The sequence below is a fragment of the Kitasatospora sp. Ki12 genome (genome assembly GCF_054601375.1).
In genome coordinates this window covers 1946854-1971635 of the sequence record NZ_BAAIHT010000001.1, presented here as the reverse complement: position 1 = coordinate 1971635, position 24782 = coordinate 1946854, and the positions used below count along the sequence as shown (strand labels likewise).

Here is a 24782-nt window from a genome sequence, read left to right as displayed (position 1 = left end):
CCGTGACGCCGGGCCGGCCTCCCCCCACGACAGCGAAGAGGTGACATGACCGGGCGCAGCGAGGAGCGGCCGCCGGGCCGCGGTGAGAGCCGGCCGGGTGCCGAGTCGCCGTCCGGCGACTGGTACGTGGCCGACACCTACGCCCAGGACCCGTACGCGACCGACGCCTACGGGAACCAGCAGGACGGCCAGGACCCGTACGGTCTGCGGGCGGGCCGCCCGGCCGCGCCGCAGCCGCCGGCCGCCGCGTACGACGTGCCGCCGCAGCTGCCGCCGCAGGGCGGTGGCTACCCGACGCCGGTGCCGCCGACCCCGTACCCGGCGGCGGACCGGTTCTCGGCCCCGGTGCCGCCGATGCAGCCCGGCTGGGACACCCCGCCGCAGGGCGGCTGGCAGCAGGAGCCGGCCCCGGCTCCGGCCGGCGGCCAGTGGGGCGGTGCCGGACAGCCGCAGCAGCAGTGGGAGCCCGGCCCGGCGCACTCCGCGTGGGACAGCGAGACCACCGAGTACGTCGGGGTGGACGCGCTGTTCGGCGGCCGGCCGGCGACGGAGGCCGCGGCCCAGCCGCCGGTCCCGCCGCCCGCTCCGGCCCCGCAGCCGACCCAGCCGATGACCCAGCACACGACCCAGCCGGTGCCCGCGCCCGGCGCCCCCGGCGCCGTGCCGCCGGCCGGCCCCGCGCCGTACCCGCCGGTGGGCGGCCACCCGGGGCAGCCCCGGCCCGGCGGTCCGGGCGGGCAGCGCCCCTTCGTGCCGCCGATCGAGTTCGACCCGCCGCTCTCCGAGGAGGAGGCCACCATGCAGGTGGCCGCCGTCGCGGTGCCCCCGGCGGTCGAGCCGCTGGCGGACCTCGCCGCCGAGGAGCACACCGCGGAGCCCGCGGCCGCGCCCGCCCCGGCGGGCGGCGGCGGGGGCAAGGTCGCCAGCCTGCTCAACTCCAGCGCGATCATGGCGGCCGGCACCCTGGTCTCCCGCGGCACCGGCTTCGTCCGGACCATGGTGATCACCACCGCCATCGGCGTCGGCGTGATGGGCGACTCGTACAACGCGGCGAACACCCTGCCGACCCTGCTGTACATCCTGATCGGCGGCGGCGCGCTGAACGCCGTCTTCGTGCCGCAGCTGGTGCGCAGCATGAAGAACGACGAGGACGGCGGCACCGCGTACGCCAACCGGCTGCTCACCCTGGTGATGGTCGGGCTCGGCGGCGTGGTGTTCCTGGCCGTGCTCGGGGCTCCCGTCCTGGTCCAGCTGATCGCCCACCCGATGATGGCGAACCCGGAGCGCGCCGAGACCACGGTCGCGATGGCCCGCTACTGCCTGCCCACGATCTTCTTCATGGGCATCCACGTGGTGATGGGCCAGATCCTCAACGCCCGCGGCCGGTTCGGCGCGATGATGTGGACCCCGGTCCTGAACAACATCGTGGTGATCTTCACCTTCTCCGCGTACACCTGGGTCTACGGCGGGTTCGGCACCACCGGCGTCACGCCCGAGTCCATCTCACCCGAGGGCGTCCGGCTGCTCGGCCTCGGCACCCTGGTCGGCCTGGTCGTCCAGGCCCTGGCGATGATCCCGTACCTGCGGGCGGCCGAGTTCCGCTTCCGGCCTCGCTTCGACTGGCGCGGCCACGGCCTGGGCAAGGCCGCCCGGCTGGCCAAGTGGACGTTCTTCTTCGTGCTCGCCAACCAGGCCGGCTACCTGGTGATCACCCAGCTGTCCACCATGGCCGGTGACGCCGCCGCGGCGGCGGGCCACCACGGCGGTGCCGGTCTGGCCGCGTTCTCCAACGCCCTGCTGATCTGGCAGCTCCCGCAGGCCGTGATCACCGTCTCGATCATGAGCGCGGTGCTCCCCCGGCTCTCCCGGGCGGCCGCCGACGAGGACGCCGGAGCCGTCCGCGACGACATCTCCTACGGTCTGCGCACCACGGCCGTGGCGGTCGTCCCGGGGGCGTTCCTGTTCCTGTCGCTCGGCCCGGTGATCGGCCGTTCGATCTACGCGGTCGGCGGCAACGAGGCCGTCCTGAGCGCCGCCACCGACGTCGGTCTGATGCTCTCCGCCTTCGCGCTGGGCCTGATCCCCTACTCGGCCCAGTACGTGATGCTCCGCGGTTTCTACGCCTACGAGGACACCCGGACGCCGTTCGCCAACACCGTCTGGGTCGCGGTCTGCCAGGCCGGCTTCTCGGTGCTGTGCTGGCTGCTGCTGCCCGCCCAGTGGACCGTGGTCGGCATCGCCTTCGGCTACGGCCTGGCGTACGCCGTCGGGGTGATGGTGGCCGTGCCGAAGCTGAAGAAGAAGATCGGCGGACTGGACACCAAGCGGATCGGCAAGACGTACAGCCGGCTCGCCACCGCCTGCGTCCCGGCCGCACTGGTCGGCTTCGGCGCCAGCCTGGCGGTCCAGCACGTGCTCGGCGGCTGGGGCGGGAGCGTCGCCTCCCTCGTCGTGGCCGGCGGCCTGCAGCTGGGCGTCTTCGTGCTGATCGCCAAGCGCCTGCGGATCGAGGAGCTCAACTCCATGCTGGGCATGGTCCGCGGCCGACTGGGCCGCTGACCGCCCGTTCCACGGCCGGACGAGCGGCGCCCTGAACGGGCGTCAACCGGAGCGCACCGCTCCTCCGCTCGTCCGGCCGAGTGCTGGGCAGCCAGTCGTGCGGGCCCCGCCCGGCGGCGAGATGGCGACCCGGTGTCCTTTCTGCACCACATCTCTCCACCCGTACGCAACCGAGTGGACCCCTCAGCGGTCGTACCCGGTGGAGAAGAGTGGGCACAATTGTCCTGGAGCACAGGGCCGCCAACCCGCGGGCTCCAGCGACTCTCTCGGCCGGGGCGACACAAGGGGAGGCAGGACCACGGTGGCTGATGGCACCAAGGCGGTCGTCGACACGTCAGCAGCTGACGCGGCGGCGGACGAAGCCGCGCTGGCCGCGGCGATCGACGGGCTCGCGGTCGCGGAGGACGCCGACGGGCGTGCCCCCGCCGACACCGACGAGGGCCCCTCCACCGCTGCCGCCGCCCCGGGGAAGACCGCCGGGAACGAGCGCGAGGCGAAGGACAAGGCGAAGGACAAGGCTGAAGGCGAGGCGTCGGGAAGCGGCCGGGAGACCTCCGTCAGCGAGGAGACCTCCGAGATCACCGCACCGCTCTCGGTCCGGGAGATCGCCGCCGAACTGGCCGCCGGCTCCGCCCGGAAGAAGCCGGCCCCCGCCGCCGAGCCCCCCAAGCGCAAGCCCACCGACCCCCAGCCCACGGTCGACCCGCGCGACACCGCCACCCTCCCGCGCACCCTCCCCGCGCCGCAGCGGCGCAGCGGCGACATGATCGGCCACCGGTACCGGCTGGAGGAGTGCATCTCCCAGAGCGACACCTTCAGCAGCTGGCGCGCCGTCGACGAGAAGCTGCGCCGGGCCGTCGGCGTCCACCTGATGGCCTCCGGCCACCAGCGGGCCCGCAAGGTGCTCGCCGCCGCCAAGTCCGCCGCCCTGCTCGGCGACCCGCGCTTCGTCCAGGTCCTGGACGCCGTCCAGGAGGGCGAGCTGGTCTACGTCGTGCGGGAGTGGCTGCCGCACTCCTCCGACCTGGCCAGGCTGCTCGCGAACGGCCCGATGGAGCCGCACGAGGCCTACCAGATGGTCCGCCAGGTCGCCGACGCGGTCGCCGCCGCCCACCGGCGCGGCCAGGCCCACCTGCGGCTCACCCCGCGCTGCGTGCTGCGCACCGACAGCGGCCAGTACCGGATCAACGGCATCGCGGTGGACGCCGCCCTGCGCGGGCTGACCGCGGAGGAGTCCGCCGAGGACGCCCAGCGCGTCGACACCCGGGCGATCGGCGCCCTGCTGTTCGCCGCGCTCACCCACCGCTGGCCGTACCCGGAGGACCGCTACGACCTCCGCGGCCTGCCGAAGGACCTCCAGAACGCCGCGCCGGACCAGGTCCGCGCCGGCGTCCACAAGGGCCTGTCCGAGCTCGCCGCCCGGGCCCTGTTCGACCACCCGCCGCACCACGCCGAGCCGATCACCACCCCGGAGGACCTGGTCCGGGCGATCGCACGGATGCCCCGGATCCGCCAGCCCGAGCCGGAGCTGCCCGCCTACCCGGCCCCGCCCCGGCACAACACCCACGCCCTGCCCACCGCGCCCAACCCGACCCGGGTGGCCGACACCACCGTCGCCCCGCTGCCCGCCTCCTCCCGGCCCACCTCCTCCCGGCGCATGCGTCGGCGGCTGCGCCGGGTGGTCAAGGCCACCGCCTGGACGGTCGCCCTGGGCGCGATCGGCGTGGCCTCCTGGCAGTTCGTCGGCAGCCTGCGCAACAACAACGGCGCTTCCGCCTCCCCGCTGCCCTCGGTCAGCAGCGCCGCGCCGACGGCCACCCACGCGACCCCGCACACGCCGGTGCCGCTCGCCATCAAGGGCGCGCAGTCGTACAACCCGCTCGGCGAGGGGTCCGACGGCAAGGAAAACACCGCCAAGGCCGTCGACGGCGACCCGAACACCGTCTGGAACACCCAGTGGTACGCCGACCAGTTCGGCACCAAGCCGCCCGCCCTCAAGTCGGGCACCGGGCTGCTGATCGACCTCGGCACCCAGCAGTCGGTCTCCTCGGTGAACGTCCAGTTCGTCGGCGAGCACACCGCGGAGCTGCGGGTGCCCACCCCGGCCGCCGCCGCCAACCCGATGCAGGCCAGGCCGGAGGGGTACACCGTCCTCGCCAAGAAGTCCGGGGCCAACGTCGAGTACACCCTTGACGCCCCGGTCACCACGCGCTACCTCTTGCTCTGGCTGACCGCACTGCCGAAGGACGGCGCCGGCACGTTCACCGGCCAGGTCGCCGAGGTCAAGGTCTCCGGCTGACCGGGGCCGGCGGACCCGGTACGACGCGGAGGCTCGAGGGGTGACGGTGGCGGACGACGACGCGGCACTGCTCGCCCGGCACGTGGCGGGCGACCCGGAGGCCTTCGGCCTGCTGGTGAACCGCCACCGCGACCGGCTCTGGGCGGTCGCCCTGCGCACCCTGGGCGACCGCGAGGAGGCCGCCGACGCGCTCCAGGACGCCCTGGTGTCCGCCTTCCGCGCCGCCGCCGGCTTCCAGGGCCGCTCGGCCGTCACCACCTGGCTGCACCGGATCGTGGTCAACGCCTGCCTGGACCGCGCCCGGCGCAGCGCCACCCGCCGCACCACCCCGCTCGACGAGGACCCGCAGCGCCTCGACACCCTGGTCGGCGCGGCCGAGCCCGCCGACTCCCCGGTGGTCCGGGCCGAACTGCACCGCGAGCTGACCGCGGCGCTCGACGAGCTGCCCGTCGAGCAGCGGGCCGCCCTGGTCCTGGTCGACATGCAGGGCTACCCGGTGGCCGAGGCCGCCGAACTGCTGGGCGTCCCGGTGGGCACCGTGAAGAGCCGCTGCGCGCGCGGCCGCGCCCGGCTGCTCCCGCTGGTGCGCCACCTGCGCGAGAGCGACGGCGGCCCGGACGTTTCACGTGAAACACCGGGCCCGCACGGCTCGGCCCCACCCCGACGGGACGCCCCGGGGAACCCGAAGGCCCCCCGCACCGTCACAGGAACAGGCCCGAGCACCGGTCGGACGATTCTGGAAGGAGACGCGAGCACACGATGACCGCCGACCTCTCCTCCCCCGACCGCACCGACGACCACCCCCCGGTCGAGCAGCTCGCCGACCTCGCCGAGGGGCTGGTCGACTCCCCCGCCGACGTCGAGGCGCTGCGACGGCACCTGGACGGCTGCGCCGAGTGCCGGGAGACCGTCGACGCGCTCGCCGAGGTCCAGGCGCTGCTGGGCGAGGTCGAGACCCCGCCGATGCCCGCCGACGTCGCCGACCGGCTGGACGCCGCACTGGCCCGCGCGGCCGCCGAAGCCGCCGAGTCCGCCGACGCGGCCCGCGCGGCCGCGTCCGGGGACGACCGGACGGCCGCCACCCGCCCCCAGGAGGCCCCGGCAGCCGCCCACCGGTCCGCCGCCCAGGCCCCCGCCGCACGCCCCGCCACGGGGCCCTCCGCGCCGCCCTCCCGCCCCGCCGCGGCCACCGGCCCCGGCCGGCCCCGCCCCCGCCGGCGGCGGATCGCCCTGCTGCTCGGCGCGGCCGCCGCACTTGCCGGGCTCGGCCTCGGCGGGGCACTGCTGCTGCACCCCGACGACCGGTCCGGCGTCGCCGTCACCGCGGGCGCCCCGGCCGGCACCGGCACCGCGGCGGACCAGAGCGCCCGCACCCCGCACGCGGCGGGCGGCGGCACCACCTACCGCGCCGACGGGCTCGCGGCCCAGATCCAGCAGCTGCTGGCCCGCTCGGACAGCAGCGCCCCGGGGCTGCGGCCGACCGCCCCGGCCAAGCCCGAGAGCGTCCTGCCCGCCGAGGGCGCCCGGCCGGAGCCCGCGTCCCCCACCTCCCCCACTGCCCCGCCCTCCTGCCCGGCCCCCGCCCCCGGCGTCCCGCTGGCCACCGACCGGGGCAGCTACGACGGCTCCCCGGTCGACGTCCTGGTCTACCCGCTGCCGGGCCGGCCCGGACTGGTGGACGTCTACCTGCGCGCCGCCGACTGCGGTCCGGTCCTCCTGCACCAGAGCGTTCCCACCCCCTGACCGAGTGGTCGCCATGCGATCCACGCCCAGCACGGCACGCCGCTTCCGGAGTTCGGGCACCTGGTACTGATCCGCCTGGGAATGCGGGAGACTGGTCAGTCGTTGTCCCGGGCGGCGGAGCAGGACCGCCCTCCCCGCAGCAAACGCGGGTCGCGATGCGAACCAGGAGAAGCAGTGAGCGACGTCCGTAACGTGATCATCATCGGGTCCGGCCCGGCCGGGTACACGGCCGCGCTCTACACGGCCCGCGCCTCCCTCAAGCCGCTGGTCTTCGAGGGAGCCGTCACCGCCGGTGGCGCGCTCATGAACACCACCGAGGTCGAGAACTTCCCGGGCTTCCGGGAGGGCATCATGGGCCCCGAGCTGATGGACAACATGCGGGCCCAGGCCGAGCGCTTCGGCGCCGAGCTGATCCCCGACGACATCGTCGCCGTCGACCTCACGGGTGACATCAAGACCGTCACCGACTCCGAGGGCAACGTGCACAAGGCCCGTGCCGTGATCGTCACCACCGGCTCCCAGCACCGCAAGCTCGACCTGCCGAACGAGGACAAGCTCTCCGGGCGCGGCGTCTCCTGGTGCGCCACCTGTGACGGCTTCTTCTTCCGCGACCAGGACATCGCGGTGGTCGGCGGCGGTGACACCGCCCTGGAGGAGGCGACCTTCCTCTCCCGCTTCGCCAAGAGCGTCACCATCATCCACCGCCGGGACACCCTGCGCGCCTCCAAGGCGATGCAGGAGCGTGCCTTCGCCGACGAGAAGATCCGCTTCGAGTGGGACAGCGCGGTCGAGGCCATCCACGGCGACCCGAAGCTGAGCGGCGTCACCCTGCGCGACACCACCACCGGCGAGACCCGTGAGCTGCCCGTCACCGGTCTGTTCATCGCGATCGGCCACGACCCGCGCACCGAGCTGTTCAAGGGCCAGCTGGACCTCGACGCCGAGGGCTACCTCCAGGTCGAGGCCCCCTCGACCCGGACCAACATCCCGGGCGTCTTCGGCGCCGGCGACGTCGTGGACCACACCTACCGCCAGGCCATCACGGCCGCCGGCACCGGCTGCTCCGCCGCGCTGGACGCCGAGCGCTACCTCGCCGCCCTGGACGACCTGGAGGCCAAGGCCGCCGCCGTGGCGGTCTGATCCCCCGGGCCACCGACCCATCCCCTCCCGCGGGGGTGTTCCGCGTGAAACACCCCCGCTCCGGCCGGGCAGAAACAGAACGGGCCCGCCCGTTGTTCTCCTGGCAGCAGCCCCCTCCGTCCTAACCCGAGGAGTTCCCGTGGCCGGCGCCACCACCACCGTCACCGACGCGACGTTCCAGTCCGACGTCCTGGACAGCGACAAGCCCGTGCTGGTCGACTTCTGGGCCACCTGGTGCGGCCCGTGCCGCCAGGTCGCCCCGATCCTGGACGAGATCGCCTCCGAGCACGGCGACAAGCTGACCATCGCCAAGCTCGATGTGGACGCCAACCAGGCGACCGCCGCCCAGTACGGCGTCATCTCGATCCCGACCCTGATCGTCTACAAGGGTGGCGAGCCGGTGAAGTCCATCACCGGTGCCCGTCCGAAGGCCGCGCTGCTGCGCGAGCTGGCCGAGTTCATCTAGGTCGTCGGACCGTCGACCGCACGGCGGCGGGGCTCCCCACCCGGGGAGCCCCGCCGCCGTCTTTCGTCTCCGCCGTCTTTCGTCCCCGTGCCGCCTCGTGCCGCCCCACCCGGGGCCGCGCTCAGAACGGCCGCAGCGCCGGCTCCTTGCGCCCGCCGCCGAGCAGCCGCTCCAGCGCCCCCTCCACGTCCCCCCGCCAGGAGAGCGTGGTCCGCGCCTCCAGCCGCAGCCGCGGGTAGCGCTGGTGCGGCCGGACGGTCTTGAAGCCGACCGCGAGCAGGTGGTCGGCCGGCAGCACGCAGCTGGTCGGCAGCCGTCCGGCCGAACCGAAGGCCTCGATCGCCCGCACCCCGCGCCCGATCAGGTCCTTCGCCACGGTCTGCACCAGCACCCGGCCGAGCCCCTGGCGCTGGTAGCCGGGCAGCACCCGGCTGACCATCAGCTGAACGGCGTCCGGTGAGACCGGACTGGTCGGGAAGGACTGCGATCTGGGGACGTAGGCCGGCGGCGCGTAGAGCACGAAGCCCGCGGGCCGGTCGTCCACGTAGACGATCCGACCGCAGGAGCCCCACTCCAGCAGCACCGTGGAGATCCACCCCTCCTTCTCCAGTTCCGGCTTCCCGGACTCCACCGCCTCCTTGGCGCTGACCGGGTCCAGCTCCCAGAACACGCAGGAGCGGCATCCGGTCGGCAGGTCGACGAGGTTGTCCAGCGTCAGCGGAGCGATCCGGCGTCCCATGGCCCGTACCTCCTCCTCCACTTCACGGTCGAGCATTCCCCCACGAACACCGATGGGTGCATGTTTCACGTGAAACAGCGCTCACGTGAAGCATGCACCCATCGGTCGGTGCCCTCGGCCCTGGAGACAGACCCGAAGCCGGGCTCAGCCCTGCGACAGCCGCAGTCCGTCCTCGCCCGGGGCCATGCTGTCCAGGATCCGGTTGAGGTCCTCCACCGATCCGAACTCCAGCACCACCTTGCCCTTGCCCAGCTTGCCCCCGCGCTGCGACACCTCGACCTTGACCCGGGTGTCGAAGCGGTCCGAGAGCCGGCTCGCCAGGTCGTTGAAGGCCGGGGAGAGCAGCTTGCCCGCCTTGGGGGCCTGGCGCTTCGGCTCCTCCCCCTTCATGGACTTCACGATCTCCTCGACCGTGCGGACCGAGAGCCCCTCGGCGTTGATCCGCTTGGCCAGCCGCTCCTGCTGCTCGGGGTCGGTCAGGGAGCAGAGCGCCCGGCCGTGGCCGGCCATCAGCACCCCGGCCGCCAGCCGGCTCTGGACGGACGGCGGGAGCTTCATCAGCCGCAGCGTGTTGGTGACGTGCGTCCGCGAGCGGCCGATCCGGTCGGCCAGCTCCTCGTGGGTGCAGGAGAAGTCCCGCAGCAGCTGGTCGTAGGCGGCGGCCTCCTCCAGCGGGTTCAGCTCGGCCCGGTGCAGGTTCTCCAGGAGGGCGTCCAGCAGCAGCTTGTCGTCCTCGGTGGCCCGGACGATCGCCGGGATCCGCTCCAGCCCGGCCTCCCGGGAGGCCCGCCAGCGGCGCTCGCCCATGATCAGCTCGAAGCCGTCCGGGCCGGTCTGGCGCACCACGATCGGCTGGAGCAGGCCCACCTCCTTGATGGAGTTGACCAGCTCGACCAGCTTGTCCTCGTCGAAGACCTCCCGCGGCTGGCGCGGGTTGGGGGTGATCGTGTCCAGCGGCAGCTCGGCGAAGTAGGCGCCCGCCGGCTGAGCCTGCTCGGCCTGCCGCTCGGCGGCCGCCCGGGCCGCCACGGTGCCCCGGCCACCCGGCAGCGTCGGCAGCGCGGCCGGCGACGTCGCGCCGACCGCCGCCACCCGGGCCGGTTCGGGCGCGGCCGTCGCGGGCTTCGCCGCCGCCCCGCCGTCCACCGGCGCGGCGGGGCGGATCAGCGCCTCCAGCCCTCGACCCAGACCCCTGCGACCACTCACTGATGACCCTCCGTCGTGCCGTGCTGTGCCACCGGGGCGCCGTGCCCCGGTCGGCCGTCCCGCTGCTGACCGGGCAGCGCGCCGCCCTGTCCCACCGCACGCAGTGCGAGCTCGCGGGCGGCCTCCAGGTAGGAGAGCGCCCCCGTCGAGCCCGGGTCGTAGGTGAGCACCGTCTGCCCGTAGCTGGGCGCCTCCGAGATGCGCACCGAGCGGGGGATCGCCGTGCTCAGCACCTCTTGCTGGAAGTGGGTCCGGACCTCCTCGGCCACCTGGGCGGCCAGCCTGGTCCGGGCGTCGTACATGGTGAGCAGGATGGTCGAGACGTGCAGCGCGGGGTTGAGGTGCGCCCGCACCAGCTCGACGTTCCGCAGCAGCTGGCCGAGGCCCTCCAGCGCGTAGTACTCGCACTGGATCGGGATCAGCACCTCCTGCCCGGCCACCAGGGCGTTGACCGTCAGCAGGCCGAGCGAGGGCGGACAGTCGATCAGGATGTAGTCCAGCGGCTGCTCGTACGCCGCGATGGCGCGCTGGAGCCGGCTCTCCCTGGCCACCAGGGAGACCAGCTCGATCTCGGCGCCGGCCAGGTCGATGGTGGCGGGCACGCAGAACAGGCCCTCGACGTCGTGCACCGGCTGCACCACGTCGGCCAGCGGCTTGCCCTCCACCAGTACGTCGTAGATGGACGGCACCTCGGCGTGGTGGTCGATTCCCAGCGCCGTGGAGGCGTTGCCCTGCGGATCGAGGTCGACGACCAGGACGCGCAGTCCGTGCATGGCCAGCGAGGCAGCCATGTTCACGGTGGTGGTGGTCTTGCCGACCCCACCCTTCTGGTTGGCGACCACGATCACCCGGGTCGCGGCGGGCCGGGGCAGCCCCTCGCCCGCTCGGCCGATCGCCTGTACCGCAGCCTGGGCAGCCCGCGCGATGGGCGTGTCATCGATCTGGTCGATGGTCTCCGAGTCCTGCATGGGGCTCAGTGTTTCACGTGAAACCGGAGCGGCAACAGTCGCCGCCCGGAAGAGGCCGAGCCGGCGGCGGAGCCGAAGATCGAGACCGTCGGAGAGCAAGGAGCGACGTTTCACGTGAAACACCATGCCCGCTTTGCCGGAAATCTGATGGTGCGACACTCCGGTGCCCCGGCCGTCGGCCCGCCCGTCACCTGAACGACGACGGGCGGACGCCCCTCCCGTTCAGGAGGACCGTCCGCCCGTTCCCGTGCGTGTCCGAGGTCACCCGGCTCAGCGGGTGCGGCGCCGTCCGCCCCGGGCGGCGCCGCCGGTGCGGGCGCTCGCGTTGCGGCCGGCCCGAGCCGCCTTGGCCCGCCGGGTCGCGGCCTTCACCCCGCCGGGGCTCTCCCCCGCCTTGACCTGGACCACCCGGGTCGAGGTCTCCAGGGTGCCCTCGCCGACCGAGATCACGCTCCACTCGACCGCGCCCAGCTTGGCCAGCCCGGCGCGCGAGTCGGCCAGCTCCTGCTCCGCGCTGTCGCCCTTGAGCGCCAGCATCTGGCCGTGCGGGCGCAGCAGCGGCATGCCCCAGCCGGCCAGCCGCTCCAGCGGTGCCACCGCCCGGGCGGTCACCACGTCCACCGCGAGCTTGCCGACCATCTCCTCGGCGCGGCCGCGCAACACCGTGACGTTCTCCAGCCCCAGCTCCCGGACGACCTCCTCCAGGAAGGTGGTCCGGCGCAGCAGCGGCTCCAGCAGCGTCACCGAGACGTCCGGACGGGCGAGCGCCACCGGGATGCCGGGCAGACCGGCACCGGAACCGACGTCGCACAGGGTGATGCCGGCGGGCAGCAGCTCGGCCAGCACCGCGCAGTTGAGCACGTGGCGGTCCCAGAGCCGGGGCACCTCACGCGGCCCGATCAACCCGCGCTGGACGCCCGCGGTGGCCAGCAGCTCGGTGTACCGGACCGCGGCGTCGTAACGGTCGCCGAAGACCTCCCGGGCGACGGCCGGCGCCTCGCCCGGGCCGGCCACCTCGCCGGGTGCAGCCACTTCGGCGGTCCGCCCGTCGGCGGCCGGGTCCACGTCCGCCCCCGGCCGGCCGGCAGCCGCGTTCTCCGTGTCCATCTCGACCTCTCCGATCCCCGGATCCACCGACCCGCTCAACGCACTGTTTCACGTGAAACGTCTCCCGCCGGGCCGCTCCCCGCGGAAGGGACGACGACCCCGCCCGCACGAGGCGGACGGGGTCGCGTCCGGTGAAGCTCTCCGGCCGCCAGGGCGGCCGGTCATCGACCTGCCGGGCCTCAGGCCGGCAGCACGACCACGCACCGCTGGGGCTCTTCGCCCTCGGACTCGCTGCGCAGGCCCGCCGCGGCGACCGCGTCGTGGACGACCTTGCGCTCGAAGGGCGTCATCGGCCGCAGCTTGACCTGCTCACCGTTGCTCTTCACCTGCTCGGCCGCCTCGGCGCCGAGCGTGGCCAGCTCGGTGCGCTTGCGGGCCCGGAAGCCGGCAATGTCCAGCATGAGGCGGCTGCGCTCGCCGGTCTCCCGGTGGACAGCCAACCGGGTCAGCTCCTGCAGGGCCTCCAGCACCTCGCCGTCCTGGCCGACCAGGCGCTGCAGCGCGCGGTCGTTGCCGTCGCTGACGATGGAGACCAGGGCGCGGTCGCCCTCGACGTCCATGTCGATGTCACCGTCGAGGTCCGCGATGTCGAGCAGACCCTCCAGGTAGTCCGCCGCGATGTCGCCCTCCTGCTCCAGGCGGGAGACGAGGTTCTCGTCGGCGCTGGCGGCGGCCTCGGCCTCGACGGCGGAGGTGGTGCCTTCCGTCACTGATGGACTCCTTCGGAGTTGGGCCCGTCGGACGGGCCGGGAACGAAGCTCTTCGGGGCTGCCGAAACGAGCCGGGGCCGGTGGGGAGGACTACTTCCTCTTCGGCCGCTGGCCGCCGCCGCGCTTGGGCTGCTGACGGGTGCCCTGCCTGGTGCCGCCGGGCTTGGCCGCGGTCTGCTTGGCCGTCGGCTTGGTGCCCGAGTCCGCCGGAACGGCGTCCTCGACGGACTGCTCGGACTGCTCGGTGGCCTCGCCGGCCTCGGCCGTCTGCGCGCCGCCCTGCTGACGCTGGGCCTTGGTCTGCCGACGCGGCTGCTGGCGGTTCGCCCGCACCGACTCCTCGACCACGGCGGCGGCGGAGGCCGCCTCGGCGAGGGCCGACTTGCTCGGGGGCAGCATGCCCCAGAGCGCGCCCTTGATCTCCGTACCGTCCGGACGCAGCCGGCCGGCCTTCTTCAGCCGCTCCTGGCGCTGCTGGAAGGCGTGGCTGCCCGGGGTCGGGTTGTTGTGGATGACGATCAGCTGCTGGCCCATGGTCCAGACGTTGGTGGTCAGCCAGTAGACCAGGACACCGACCGGGAAGTTGATGCCCATCACGGCGAACATGACCGGGAAGACGTACATCAGCATCTTCTGCTGCTGCATGAACGGCGTCTTGACCGTGAGGTCGACGTTCTTCGTCATCAGCTGGCGCTGGGTGATGAACTGCGACAGCGACATCATGATGATCATCACCGCGGTGACGATCTGGACGTTCAGGCTGTCGGAGCCGACGAACTTGGCCGACAGCGGCGCACCGAAGATGTGCGCCTGCTTGGCGCTCTCCAGCAGGCCCTGGTCGATGACGCCGATCTTCTTGTTGTTGGCGACCGAGGCCAGAACGCCGTAGAGGGCGGTGAAGAACGGCGCCTGCACGAGGATGGGAAGGCAGCTGGAGAACGGGTTAGTACCCGCATCCTTGTACAGCTTCATCATCTCTTCGGACTGGCGCTGCCGGTCGTTCTTGTAGCGCTCCTGGATGGCCTTCATCTTCGGCTGGATCGCCTGCATGGCCCGGGTCGCCTTGATCTGCTTCACGAAGAGCGGGATCAGGCAGATCCGGATGACGACCACCATCGAGGCGATGGACAGACCCCAGGCCCAGCCACCGTTCGGGTCGAAGACGTGGCTGTACAGCGAGTGGAACTGGACGATGATCCAGGACACCGCTGTGTAGAGGGGACTCAGAAAACCGAAGGTCACCGGTCAGACTCCTTGGGCATCGGGCTTCGCCACCGGCTCCGGCTCGGCGGTCCCGCTCTTGGGGCTCAGCAGATCACGCAGCCGGCGGTGCCACACCGGATGCTTTCTCGGCGGGACGTGATCGACCCCGCCGGGCGTCCATGGGTTGCAGCGCAGGATGCGCCACACGGTCAGCCCGCCGCCCTTGACCGCCCCGTGCACCTTGACGGCCTCGAAGCCGTAGTGCGAGCAGGAGGGGTAGTAACGGCAGACCGGACCGAGCAGTGGGCTGATCGTCCACTGGTAGACCCTGATCAGACCCATCAGCAGGTACTTCATCGCCCTGCTCCCGTCGGCGCCGTCGCGGCGGGCTCAGCCTTCAGCAGCCGCTTCAGCGCCGCGTCCAGGTCACGTTCGAGGTCCTGGTACGAGGCGGACGCGGCCTGGGGCAGCGCACGCACCACTATCAGGCTACCGGCGGGCAGCCTGGACAGACGATCACGGATGAGGTGGCGCAACCGGCGCTTCACGAGGTTGCGGACGACCGCCGGGCCGACGGCCTTGCTCACGACGAAACCCGCACGCGCCGAAGGAGTCCCCTCGGCGACGTGCGGGCGGAAGTCGCTGGTCCGGTCGGCCTGCCCCTGCGGGTCACCGTCTCTGCTGAGATGGACGACCAGGAGGGGCCGGCCGGCCCGACGACCGCGTTTCACCGCGGTCGCGAAGTCCTCGCGCCGCCGCAGCCGGTTTTCGGAGGGCAGCACAGCAGACTCTTGGCGCGGATCAGGCGGAGATGGCGCTGCGGCCCTTGCCACGGCGGGCGGCCAGGATGGCGCGGCCGGCGCGGGTACGCATACGCAGCCGGAAGCCGTGGGTCTTCGCGCGGCGACGGTTGTTCGGCTGGAAGGTGCGCTTGCTCACTCGGGGGCTCCTGAGGTGAATCGTAGGATGACGAGAAGTCGCTTGGCCGTCACCGTGCGTCCGCGTGATCTCCCTTGGAATCGGAAATCCGGCTCATCGCCCCAGTTCGGCTGGGGTCTGAGGCAATCCACGGCGCCCGTGCTGCGCGCCTTATGGAGCGGGTGGACCCGCGGACATGCGGCAGCGGCCATCGACAACTCGACCTGGTTACGGTACGCGGGACGGGGCTCGAGGGTCAAACCAGCCCTCCGGGACCCGCTTTACCCACAGCCTGTGGACAACGACTTGATCCCGCTCTGTTCGCTGACTACCGTTGCAGAACTTGTCTGGGTTTGTTCTTGGAAAGCGTGCACCAGTGGCTGATGTCAACAGCGACCTCGTCCCGGTCTGGGCCAGGGTCGTCGAGCGGCTGGTCAGCGACCCCGATGTCGCGGAGATGGACAAGCAGTGGGTGCAGCGCACCCAACCGATGTGGATGATGCACGACACCGCCCTGCTGGCGGCCCCGAACGAGCGGGCCAAGCAGGTGCTGGAGGGCCGGCTGCTGCCGCAGCTGACCGAGGCCCTCAGCCGTGAGCTCAGCCGCCCGGTCCGGATCGCCGTGATGGTCGACGCCAACGCCGTGCCGACCACCCCCGCGCCCGCCCCCCAGCCCCCCGCCGAGCCGTACCCCGGCCCGTCCGAGGACACCGACGGCTACGGCGACCAGGGCTACCAGCGCCCGTACGAGCACGGCCCGCAGTACGAGCAGGGCCAGCCGTACGAGAAGGCGCAGCCCTACGAGCAGGGCCAGCCGTACGAGCAGGACTACGAGCGCCCCCGCTACGACACCGGCGGCTACGAGCAGCGCCCGGGGCCGTACGGCGCCCCCTCCGGCGGCCCGCAGGGCTGGCAGGGCTACCAGGAGCAGCCCCCCGCCCACTACGAGCCCGAGGAGCCCGCTCCCCGCCAGGCACCGCGGCCCCTGCCCGGCCCGCCCGCGACCACCCAGGGCGACCTCTTCGGCGGCGCCTACGGCCCCGGCCCGAACGAGCAGCCCCGCGGTGCCGCGGGGCGCCGCGCCACCGGTGCCCGCCCCACCGGCGGACGTCCGGCGGAGAAGGCCGCCCCGGAGCGGTCCGGCGAGCGTCCCCCCGTCCCCGGTGTGCCCGCCCCGCCCGGCGCTCCCCCGGCCGGCGGCTCCCGCAAGGACGAGCCGGCCGCCCGGCTGAACCCCAAGTACCTCTTCGACACCTTCGTCATCGGCGCGAGCAACCGCTTCGCGCACGCGGCGGCGGTGGCGGTCGCCGAGGCCCCGGCCAAGGCGTACAACCCGCTCTTCATCTACGGCGAGTCCGGGCTGGGCAAGACCCACCTGCTGCACGCCATCGGGCACTACTCGCGCAGCCTCTTCCCGGGGACCCGGGTGCGCTACGTGTCCTCGGAGGAGTTCACCAACGAGTTCATCAACTCGATCCGGGACGGCAAGGCGGACACCTTCCGCCGCCGCTACCGGGACATGGACATCCTGCTCGTGGACGACGTCCAGTTCCTGGCGAGCAAGGAGTCCACGCAGGAGGAGTTCTTCCACACCTTCAACACCCTGCACAACGCGAACAAGCAGATCGTGCTCTCCTCGGACCGGCCGCCCAAGCTGCTGACCACGCTGGAGGACCGGCTGCGCAACCGCTTCGAGTGGGGCCTGATCACCGACGTCACCCCGCCGGAGCTGGAGACCCGGATCGCGATCCTCCGCAAGAAGGCGATCCAGGAGCAACTGAACGCTCCCGCCGACGTGTTGGAGTTCATCGCGTCCCGGATCACCCGCAACATCCGGGAGTTGGAGGGGGCGCTGATCCGGGTCACCGCCTTCGCCAACCTCAACCGGGCGCCGGTGGACCTGGAGCTGGCCGGGATCGTCCTCAAGGACCTGATCCCGGGCGGGGACGAGGACGCCGGCCCGGAGATCACCGCGCAGGTCATCATGCAGCAGACCGCCGCGTACTTCGGTCTGGGCGTGGACGACCTCTGCGGATCCTCGCGCAGCCGGGTGCTGGTGACGGCCCGCCAGATCGCGATGTACCTGTGCCGGGAGCTCACCGACCTGTCGCTGCCGAAGATCGGCGCGCAGTTCGGCGGCCGCGACCACACCACGGTGATGCACGCGGACCGCAAGATCCGCTCGCTGATGGCCGAGCGCCGCTCGATCTACAACCAGGTCACCGAACTGACCAACCGCATCAAGAGCTAGCCACCGCCGCGCACGCGGCCCGGAGGGCGTCAGGAGCGATCCTGACGCCCTTTTCGCGTGTCCGGACGCATCAGCGGGCATCCACAGGTGTGCGCCGCCCGCCGGCTGGGCAGGGATGTGGTCGACGGACGGTTCGCCAGTCCACAGCCCGCGCCGAACAACCGACCGGTGATTCGAAAACCCGGGGCGTGCAGGGCAGTTGTCCACAGGGCGGGTGCCTTCCCCGCCGTCCACAGGCCGGTGGCTCCGGAGTTATCCAGAATTCTTCCACAGGCCCGTCACCGCTACGCTCTTCCGCGCAGGTCAGGTGCCTGTGGACTTGTGCACAACGGTTATCCACAGGGTGTGGACAATTGACGGCCCGCCAGTGGGCCATCCGGGTTATCCACCGGTTGTCCCCAGGGCAGGGGCGGTTATCCCCAGGTTGTCCACAACCGCGTCCACAGTTCGACAACCGTGAGCTGGCGTTCATACCCTGGTGTGAAAGGCGTCACGAAAAGTTGACCGGGCCCCGTGGATAACCGCACCCGGATCTGGGGACAGGCCTGGGGATAACCTGTGGATACCGAGCGTGCCCTGTGGGTAACGCTCGGCTGTCCACAGCGGGGCCTGCTCGTCCACAGCCGCCGTCCACACCCACTGTGGACAAAATCCGGGCCTTGACCTGCGGAAACGGGGTTATCCACGGTTTCCACAGGCCCTACTACTACCACTACACATTTAGACCGTGGACTTGCTTTCAAAGTGGGTGGGCCCCGAATCTGTGGACAACGCGACCCCGACACCTGTTCGGGTTGCTTCCGCCCGTCTGCCCCGTCTGTCGGCGGAGTACGTCAGACTGTCCTTGCGACTGGAAGCGGAGCGAGCAGAGCTCCGACGGACAGCGGACCGACGATCAAGATCAGACGAACCAGAGTGCGAGCGGGAGCGCTCGATCCAGGAGGCGGTTACCGGTGAAGTTCCGGGTGGAGCGTGACGTCCTCGCGGAGGCGGTGGCCTGGGCTGCCCGCAGCCTCCCGGCACGGCCTCCGGTGCCGGTGCTGGCAGGCCTGCTGCTGACCGCGCAGGAGGGCAGCCTGGCGCTGTCCGGCTTCGACTACGAGGTCTCGGCCCGGGTCGAGCTGGAGGCGGACGTCGAGGAGGCCGGCACCGTGCTGGTCTCCGGTCGACTGCTCAACGACATCTCCCGCAACCTCCCCAACAGGCCTGTGGAGATCTCCACCGACGGCCAGCGGGTCAGCGTGGTCTGCGGCAGCTCCCGGTTCACCCTCCCCACCCTCCCGGTGGACGAGTACCCGGCCCTGCCCCAGATGCCGACCGCCACCGGCACCGTCTCCGGTGACGTCTTCGCCTCCGCGGTCAGCCAGGCCGCCGTCGCCGCGGGCCGGGACGACACCCTCCCGGTGCTCACCGGTGTCCGGGTCGAGATCGAGGGCGACCGGATCACCCTGGCCGCCACCGACCGCTACCGCTTCGCCGTCCGCGACCTGCTGTGGAAGCCCGAGCAGTCGGACATCTCCGCAGTCGCCCTGGTCCCGGCCAAGACGCTGCAGGACATCGCCAAGTCCCTGGGCAGCGGCGACACCGTCTCCATCGCGCTCTCCTCGGGCGGCGCGGGCGAGGGCCTGATCGGCTTCGAGGGCGCCGGCCGCCGGACCACCACCCGGCTGCTGGAGGGCGAGTTCCCCAAGTTCCGCAGCCTGTTCCCGACCGAGTTCAACGCGGTCGCCGCGATCCAGACGCAGCCCTTCCTGGAGGCGCTCAAGCGCGTCTCGCTGGTCGCCGAGCGCAACACGCCGGTCCGCCTGAACTTCGAGGAGGGCGTGCTGACGCTGGAGGCCGGATCGGGCGACGACGCCCAGGCCACCGAGCGGATCGACGCCTCCCTGGAGGGCGACGCCATCTCCATCGCCTTCAACCCGGGCTACCTGGAGGAGGGCCTCAAGGCCATCGACTCCGCCTACGCCCAGCTCAGCTTCACCACCCCGACCAAGCCCGCGCTGCTCAGCGGCAAGGTCTCGGTGGACGCCGAGGAGGACAAGGCCTACCAGTACCTGATCATGCCGGTCCGCCTCTCCGGCTGATCCCCGGGAGCGGCTCCGGCCGCCCCCGCTCCGCGTGACCGTCCACAGGCTGTGCACACCCGCTGTGCACAGCCTGTGGACGTCTCCCCCGGTCGGCCGGACCGCAAGCGGGCGCGGGCGGTCCAGCGCGTAGGCTCAGGGAGTGCGGCAACGGCGCCGCCGGCAGGCACGTCACCACAGGTAAGGACTTGGTCATGGAGCTCGGCCTCATCGGTCTCGGCAAGATGGGCGGCAACATGCGCGAGCGGATCCGCCGCGCCGGCCACACCGTCATCGGCTACGACCGCAATCCGGACATCTCCGACGTCGAGAGCCTGCAGGAGCTCGTCAACAAGCTGCAGGGCCCGCGCGTGGTCTGGGTGATGGTCCCGGCCGGCGCGGCCACCCAGGCGACCGTCGACGAGCTCGCCGAGCTGCTCTCCCCCGGCGACGTGGTGGTGGACGGCGGCAACTCCCGCTGGACCGACGACGTCAAGCACGCCGAGGCGCTGGCCGCCAAGGGCATCGGCTTCGTGGACTGCGGCGTCTCCGGCGGCGTCTGGGGCCTGGAGAACGGCTACGCGCTGATGTACGGCGGCGACGCCGAGCACGTCGCCCTGGTCCAGCCGGTCTTCGACGCGCTCAAGCCCGAGGGCGACTTCGGCTCGGTGCACGCGGGCGCGGTGGGCGCCGGCCACTTCGCCAAGATGGTCCACAACGGCATCGAGTACGCGATGATGCAGGCCTTCGCCGAGGGCTGGGAGCTGCTGGAGGCCGCCCCCGAGGTCACCGACGTGCGCGAGGTCTTCCGCAGCTGGCAGGAGGGCACGGTCATCCGCTCCTGGCTGCTCGACCTGGCCGTCCGTGCCCTGGACGACGACGAGCACCTGGCCAAGCTGCGCGGCTGGGCCGCCGACTCCGGCGAGGGCCGCTGGACCGTCGAGGCCGCGATCGACCACGCCGTGCCGCTGCCGGCGATCACCGCCTCGCTGTTCGCCCGCTTCGCCTCCCGCCAGGAGGACTCGCCGCAGATGAAGATGATCGCCGCGCTGCGCAACCAGTTCGGCGGCCACGCGGTCGAGTCGAAGTAATCCCCTCCGGGGCGCAATCCCCACCCCGGGTCCGGGGCGCAATCCCCTCCGGACCCGGTTCATCCACAGAAGGCGGGCGCAGTCCACAGCCATGCACGTCGCGCATCTGTCGCTCGCCGACTTCCGGTCGTACGCCCGGGCCGAGGTTCCCCTCGACCCGGGCGTGACGGCCTTCGTGGGGCCCAACGGCCAGGGCAAGACCAACCTGGTCGAGGCGATCGGCTACGTCGCCACCCTGGGCAGTCACCGGGTCGCCACCGACGCGCCGCTGATCCGGCTGGGCGCCGAGCGGGCGGTGGTCCGCACCTCGGTGGTGGACCGCGGCCGCTCCACCCTGATCGAGCTGGAGCTCACTCCGGGCAAGGCCAACCGGGCCCGGATCAACCGCTCCGACAACGTCCGCCCGCGCGATGTGCTGGGCCTGCTGCGCACCGTGCTGTTCGCCCCCGAGGACCTCAGCCTGGTCAAGGGGGACCCGGGTGAGCGACGCCGCTTCCTGGACGAGCTGCTGACCGCCCGAGCCCCCCGGCTGGCCGGTGTGCGGCAGGACTACGAGCGGGTGCTCAAGCAGCGCAACGCCCTGCTGAAGACCGCCGCGATGGCCCGCCGGGCCGGCGGCGGCAAGGGCGCGGACCTGTCCACCCTGGAGGTCTGGGACGGCCATCTGGCGCGGGCCGGCGCGGAGTTGACGGCCTTCCGGATCCAGCTGGTGGCCGCCCTGCAGCCGCTGGTGACCGCCGCGTACGGGCAGCTGGCCCCCGGCGGCGGTGAGACCCTCCTGGAGTACCGCAGCTCCTTCGAGGGGGAGCTGCCGACCAGCCGCGAGCAGGCCGAGGAGCAGCTGCTGCAGGCCCTGCAGGCGGTCCGCAAGCAGGAGGTCGACCGCGGCCTCACCCTGGTCGGCCCGCACCGCGACGAGCTGGTGCTCAAGCTCGGCCCGCTGCCCGCCAAGGGCTACGCCAGCCACGGCGAGTCCTGGTCGTTCGCGCTGGCGCTGCGGCTGGCCTCGTACGAGCTGCTGCGCGCCGACGGCGGTGAGCCGGTGCTGATCCTGGACGACGTGTTCGCCGAGCTGGACGCCGCCCGCCGGGACCGGCTGGCCGAGCTGGTGGCCGACGGCGAGCAGGTGCTGGTCACCGCGGCGGTCGCCGAGGACGTGCCGAAGGCGCTGGCCGGCGCCCGGTTCGCGGTGGCCGACGGTGCCGTGCGCCGCGTGGACGCCTGACCCGCGCAGCCGTTCTCCGCCGGCTGTCCCCTGCCACCCCTCACCCCCACCGCCGCGGGTCGCGGCGGCCGTGCGCTCCCGTAGGCTGGACGGCTCGGCGGGCGTGCGACCGCGACCGTTGTCCACAGGCTGGGGAAAGGAGATCGCCGTGAGCGAGCCGGCGGAGAACCCTCCCGGCGGGCCCGGCGCCCCCGAGCCGACCGGCGCCGACCTCGCCCGCTCGGCACTGCGGGCGGCCCGGGCCCAGGCCAAGCAGCGCGGCGAGCAGGTCCGGGAGAAGCGCGAGGCGAAGCGGCACGGTCTGCGCAGCGGCGCCCGTTCGGACGGCCGCGACCCGGTGCCGCTGGGCGCCGCGCTGAACCGGCTGCTGACCGAGCGCGGCTGGGAGTCCTCGGCCGCGGTCGGCGGGGTGATGGGCCGCTGGCCGCAGATCGTCGGTCCGGACATCGCCGCGCACTGCCACCCCTCCTCCTACGACGAGGCGGCCGCGGTGCTCACCGTGCAGTGCGACTCCACCGCCTGGGCCACCCAACTGCGCTGGCTGGCACGACAGTTGGTGGCCCGTCTGAACCACGAGCTGGGCCACGGCACGGTCAGGACCATCAAGGTGCTGGGCCCCGCGGCGCCCGCCCGCGGCTACGGCCGGCTGCGCGCGCCCGGGAGCAAGGGGCCGGGAGACACCTGGGGCTGATCGAGCCACCGGCCCCTCGCCGGCGGCATGGATCGGATCCGGATCTTCCGGAACCCCTGACAGCCCTCCCAGGCGCTCTGGGGCCCCCGGGCGAGTATCGGGACACGTGCCGAGGGGATTCAGGGCGGCGTATCTGCCTTCAAGGGCTGCCAAACGCCCATCTCTGTCAGTCGTACCGGTAGACTGAGAGCCAAACACTGTTGCCAGTGGCAACCGAGTCGAAACGCCGTGGTCGCACGCTCGCCCGTACGGGGCGGGAATGCGGCCCGTGCTGTGCCAGAGAGGGCGCTTCGTGGCCGATTCCGGCAACCCCAGCCAGACCCCAGACCAGTCCGACCAGGACGAGAAGTCCTACAACGCCAGTAACATCCAGGTGCTGGAGGGCCTCGACGCCGTCCGCAAGCGTCCCGGCATGTACATCGGCTCGACCGGTGAGCGTGGCCTGCACCACTTGGTGCAGGAGGTCGTGGACAACTCCGTCGACGAGGCGATGGCCGGGCACGCGGACACCATCGACGTCACGCTGCTGCCGGACGGCGGCGTGCGGGTGGTCGACAACGGCCGCGGCATCCCGGTCGGCATCGTCCCCGGGCAGGAGAAGCCGGCCGTCGAGGTCGTGCTCACCGTGCTGCACGCGGGCGGCAAGTTCGGCGGCGGCGGGTACGCGGTTTCCGGCGGTCTGCACGGCGTCGGCGTCTCGGTGGTGAACGCGCTCTCCACCCGGCTCGCGGTCGAGATCCACACCGAGGGCCACCGCTGGACCCAGGACTACAAGATGGGCGCGCCGACGGCGTCGCTGGTCAAGAACGAGACCACCGACCGGACCGGCACCAGCGTCACGTTCTGGGCCGACGGCGACATCTTCGAGACCACCGTCTACTCCTTCGAGACGCTCTCCCGGCGCTTCCAGGAGATGGCCTTCCTCAACAAGGGCCTGTCGATCTCGCTGACCGACGAGCGCCCGGAGCACGTGGACGAGGACGGCAAGCCGCTCTCCGTCACGTACAAGTACGACGGCGGCATCGCCGACTTCGTCGCCCACCTCAACTCCCGCAAGGGCGAGGTCATCCACCCCTCGGTGATCGACTTCGAGGCGGAGGACAAGGACAAGGCGATCTCGGTGGAGATCGCGATGCAGTGGAACTCCTCCTACACCGAGGGGGTCTACAGCTTCGCCAACACCATCCACACCCACGGCGGCGGTACCCACGAGGAGGGCTTCCGCGCCGCGCTGACCGGCCTGGTCAACCGCTACGCGCGGGACAAGAAGCTGCTCCGCGAGAAGGACGACAACCTCTCCGGCGAGGACATCCGCGAGGGCCTGACCGCGATCATCTCGGTCAAGCTCGGCGAGCCGCAGTTCGAGGGCCAGACCAAGGACAAGCTCGGCAACACCGAGGCGAAGACCTTCGTCCAGCGGGTCGTCCACGAGCAGCTGAACGACTGGCTGGACCGCAACCCCAACGAGGCCGCGGACATCATCCGCAAGTCCATCCAGGCCGCCACCGCGCGCGTCGCCGCCCGCAAGGCCCGCGACCTGACGCGCCGCAAGGGCCTGCTGGAGTCCGCCTCGCTGCCGGGCAAGCTCTCGGACTGCCAGTCCAAGGACCCGTCCGAGTGCGAGATCTTCATCGTCGAGGGTGACTCCGCCGGCGGCTCGGCCAAGCAGGGCCGTGACCCGCGCACCCAGGCCATCCTGCCGATCCGCGGCAAGATCCTGAACGTGGAGAAGGCCCGGATCGACAAGGTGCTGCAGAACACCGAGGTCCAGGCGCTGATCTCGGCCTTCGGCTGCGGCATCCAGGAGGACTACGACGAGTCCAAGCTCCGCTATCACAAGATCGTCCTGATGGCGGACGCCGACGTCGACGGACAGCACATCCGCACCCTGCTGCTCACCCTGCTGTTCCGCTTCATGCGGCCGCTGGTCGAGTCCGGGTACGTCTACCTCGCCATGCCCCCGCTGTACAAGATCAAGTGGGGCAAGGACGACTTCGAGTACGCCTACTCCGACCGCGAGCGCGACGCGCTGATCGCGGCCGGGGTCGAGGCCGGGCGCCGGCTCCCCAAGGACGACGCGATCCAGCGCTTCAAGGGTCTCGGCGAGATGAACGCCGAGGAGCTCCGGGTCACCACCATGGACGCCGAGCACCGGCTGCTGCTCCAGGTCACGCTGGAGGACGCCGCCCGCGCCGACGAGCTGTTCTCCGTGCTGATGGGCGAGGACGTCGAGGCCCGCCGCTCCTTCATCCAGCGCAACGCCAAGGACGTCCGCTTCCTGGACGTGTGAGGCCTCCACCCCAGGCCCCGCACGTACCAGTCCGCGTGAAAGGAAACTGACCACCAGTGGTCGACGACAACCGTCCCGAAGGCGACCAGCCCGAGACTCCCGAGGCCGCCGAG

At 72.2% G+C, this 24782-nt stretch carries 21 protein-coding genes; 12 read left to right on the top strand and 9 right to left on the bottom strand.

The window, feature by feature from the left end; all coding sequences use genetic code 11:
- Nucleotides 1-45 precede the first annotated feature (45 nt).
- From murJ to trxA, 6 genes are all read left to right on the top strand, one after another.
- Entirely contained in the window at nt 46-2559 is a 2514-nt protein-coding gene (murJ, locus tag ACYP53_RS08590; RefSeq protein WP_459647064.1) for a murein biosynthesis integral membrane protein MurJ, read from the top strand.
- A gap of 301 nt (nt 2560-2860) precedes the next feature.
- A complete protein-coding gene (locus tag ACYP53_RS08585; protein WP_189913266.1) occupies nt 2861-4858 on the top strand; it encodes a protein kinase family protein in 1998 nt (665 codons plus the stop codon).
- Nucleotides 4859-4898: 40 nt separating this feature from the next.
- A complete protein-coding gene (sigM, locus tag ACYP53_RS08580; RefSeq protein WP_189913267.1) occupies nt 4899-5621 on the top strand; it encodes an RNA polymerase sigma factor SigM in 723 nt (240 codons plus the stop codon).
- Nucleotides 5618-6601, top strand: a complete 984-nt coding sequence (locus ACYP53_RS08575) for a hypothetical protein (protein ID WP_459647063.1) — start codon at nt 5618-5620, stop codon at nt 6599-6601. Before sigM ends, ACYP53_RS08575 begins: the two co-directional genes overlap by 4 nt.
- A gap of 174 nt (nt 6602-6775) precedes the next feature.
- The gene (trxB, locus tag ACYP53_RS08570) at nt 6776-7741 is read left to right on the top strand and encodes a thioredoxin-disulfide reductase (RefSeq protein WP_459647062.1); all 966 of its coding nucleotides are present in this window, start codon (nt 6776-6778) and stop codon (nt 7739-7741) included.
- 139 nt (nt 7742-7880) lie between these two features.
- Nucleotides 7881-8207: a thioredoxin gene (trxA, locus tag ACYP53_RS08565; RefSeq protein WP_189913270.1), complete on the top strand. Its 327-nt coding sequence runs from the start codon at nt 7881-7883 to the stop codon at nt 8205-8207.
- 121 nt (nt 8208-8328) lie between these two features.
- On the opposite strand, the gene ACYP53_RS08560 is transcribed toward trxA, so the two are convergent.
- From ACYP53_RS08560 to rpmH, 9 genes are all read right to left on the bottom strand, one after another.
- Nucleotides 8329-8946, bottom strand: coding sequence for a GNAT family N-acetyltransferase (locus ACYP53_RS08560; protein WP_189913543.1), 618 nt, complete (start codon nt 8944-8946; stop codon nt 8329-8331).
- A 144-nt stretch (nt 8947-9090) separates the two neighbouring features.
- Nucleotides 9091-10152 carry a ParB/RepB/Spo0J family partition protein gene (locus ACYP53_RS08555; protein WP_189913271.1) on the bottom strand — a complete coding sequence of 354 codons (1062 nt, stop codon included), beginning with the start codon at nt 10150-10152 and terminating at the stop codon, nt 9091-9093.
- The gene (locus ACYP53_RS08550; protein WP_189913544.1) at nt 10149-11093 is read right to left on the bottom strand and encodes a ParA family protein; all 945 of its coding nucleotides are present in this window, start codon (nt 11091-11093) and stop codon (nt 10149-10151) included. Before ACYP53_RS08550 ends, ACYP53_RS08555 begins: the two co-directional genes overlap by 4 nt.
- A 297-nt stretch (nt 11094-11390) precedes the next feature.
- Nucleotides 11391-12227: a 16S rRNA (guanine(527)-N(7))-methyltransferase RsmG gene (gene rsmG / locus ACYP53_RS08545; protein ID WP_189913272.1), complete on the bottom strand. Its 837-nt coding sequence runs from the start codon at nt 12225-12227 to the stop codon at nt 11391-11393.
- A 179-nt stretch (nt 12228-12406) separates the two neighbouring features.
- Complete coding sequence (locus ACYP53_RS08540) at nt 12407-12937, bottom strand: Jag family protein (RefSeq protein WP_459647061.1); 531 nt, start codon at nt 12935-12937, stop codon at nt 12407-12409.
- A gap of 90 nt (nt 12938-13027) precedes the next feature.
- Nucleotides 13028-14179 (bottom strand): membrane protein insertase YidC, encoded by a 1152-nt coding sequence (yidC, locus tag ACYP53_RS08535; RefSeq protein ID WP_189913274.1) that lies wholly within the window; start codon nt 14177-14179, stop codon nt 13028-13030.
- A gap of 3 nt (nt 14180-14182) precedes the next feature.
- On the bottom strand, nt 14183-14497 hold the full coding sequence (yidD, locus tag ACYP53_RS08530) for a membrane protein insertion efficiency factor YidD (protein ID WP_189913275.1): 315 nt from the start codon (nt 14495-14497) through the stop codon (nt 14183-14185).
- Nucleotides 14494-14922, bottom strand: a complete 429-nt coding sequence (gene rnpA / locus ACYP53_RS08525) for a ribonuclease P protein component (RefSeq protein WP_189913276.1) — start codon at nt 14920-14922, stop codon at nt 14494-14496. The genes yidD and rnpA overlap by 4 nt, the downstream gene beginning before the upstream one ends.
- A gap of 19 nt (nt 14923-14941) precedes the next feature.
- Complete coding sequence (gene rpmH / locus ACYP53_RS08520; protein ID WP_148643823.1) at nt 14942-15079, bottom strand: 50S ribosomal protein L34; 138 nt, start codon at nt 15077-15079, stop codon at nt 14942-14944.
- A 355-nt stretch (nt 15080-15434) separates the two neighbouring features.
- On the opposite strand from rpmH, the gene dnaA reads away from it, so the two are divergent.
- The 6 genes from dnaA to gyrB all read left to right on the top strand — a co-directional run bounded on the left by dnaA (nt 15435) and on the right by gyrB (nt 24669).
- Nucleotides 15435-17309, top strand: coding sequence for a chromosomal replication initiator protein DnaA (dnaA, locus tag ACYP53_RS08515; protein ID WP_189913277.1), 1875 nt, complete (start codon nt 15435-15437; stop codon nt 17307-17309).
- 953 nt (nt 17310-18262) lie between these two features.
- A complete protein-coding gene (gene dnaN / locus ACYP53_RS08510) occupies nt 18263-19393 on the top strand; it encodes a DNA polymerase III subunit beta (protein ID WP_189913278.1) in 1131 nt (376 codons plus the stop codon).
- Between the two features lie 194 nt (nt 19394-19587).
- Nucleotides 19588-20463 carry a phosphogluconate dehydrogenase (NAD(+)-dependent, decarboxylating) gene (gnd, locus tag ACYP53_RS08505; protein ID WP_189913279.1) on the top strand — a complete coding sequence of 292 codons (876 nt, stop codon included), beginning with the start codon at nt 19588-19590 and terminating at the stop codon, nt 20461-20463.
- A 91-nt stretch (nt 20464-20554) separates the two neighbouring features.
- Entirely contained in the window at nt 20555-21688 is a 1134-nt protein-coding gene (recF, locus tag ACYP53_RS08500) for a DNA replication/repair protein RecF (RefSeq protein ID WP_189913280.1), read from the top strand.
- A gap of 148 nt (nt 21689-21836) precedes the next feature.
- A complete protein-coding gene (locus ACYP53_RS08495; RefSeq protein ID WP_189913281.1) occupies nt 21837-22379 on the top strand; it encodes a DciA family protein in 543 nt (180 codons plus the stop codon).
- A gap of 268 nt (nt 22380-22647) precedes the next feature.
- Nucleotides 22648-24669, top strand: a complete 2022-nt coding sequence (gene gyrB / locus ACYP53_RS08490) for a DNA topoisomerase (ATP-hydrolyzing) subunit B (RefSeq protein ID WP_189913282.1) — start codon at nt 22648-22650, stop codon at nt 24667-24669.
- Nucleotides 24670-24782: the final 113 nt, after the last annotated feature.

Excerpts from the sequence above, each read along its gene's own strand:
- murJ (WP_459647064.1), top strand. The coding sequence starts at position 46 with ATGACCGGGCGCAGCGAGGAGCGGCCGCCGGGCCGCGGTGAGAGCCGG.
- ACYP53_RS08575 (WP_459647063.1), top strand. The coding sequence starts at position 5,618 with ATGACCGCCGACCTCTCCTCCCCCGACCGCACCGACGACCACCCCCCG.
- ACYP53_RS08560 (WP_189913543.1), bottom strand. The coding sequence starts at position 8,946 with ATGGGACGCCGGATCGCTCCGCTGACGCTGGACAACCTCGTCGACCTG.
- rsmG (WP_189913272.1), bottom strand. The coding sequence starts at position 12,227 with ATGGACACGGAGAACGCGGCTGCCGGCCGGCCGGGGGCGGACGTGGAC.
- yidD (WP_189913275.1), bottom strand. The coding sequence starts at position 14,497 with ATGAAGTACCTGCTGATGGGTCTGATCAGGGTCTACCAGTGGACGATC.
- gnd (WP_189913279.1), top strand. The coding sequence starts at position 19,588 with ATGGAGCTCGGCCTCATCGGTCTCGGCAAGATGGGCGGCAACATGCGC.
- recF (WP_189913280.1), top strand. The coding sequence starts at position 20,555 with ATGCACGTCGCGCATCTGTCGCTCGCCGACTTCCGGTCGTACGCCCGG.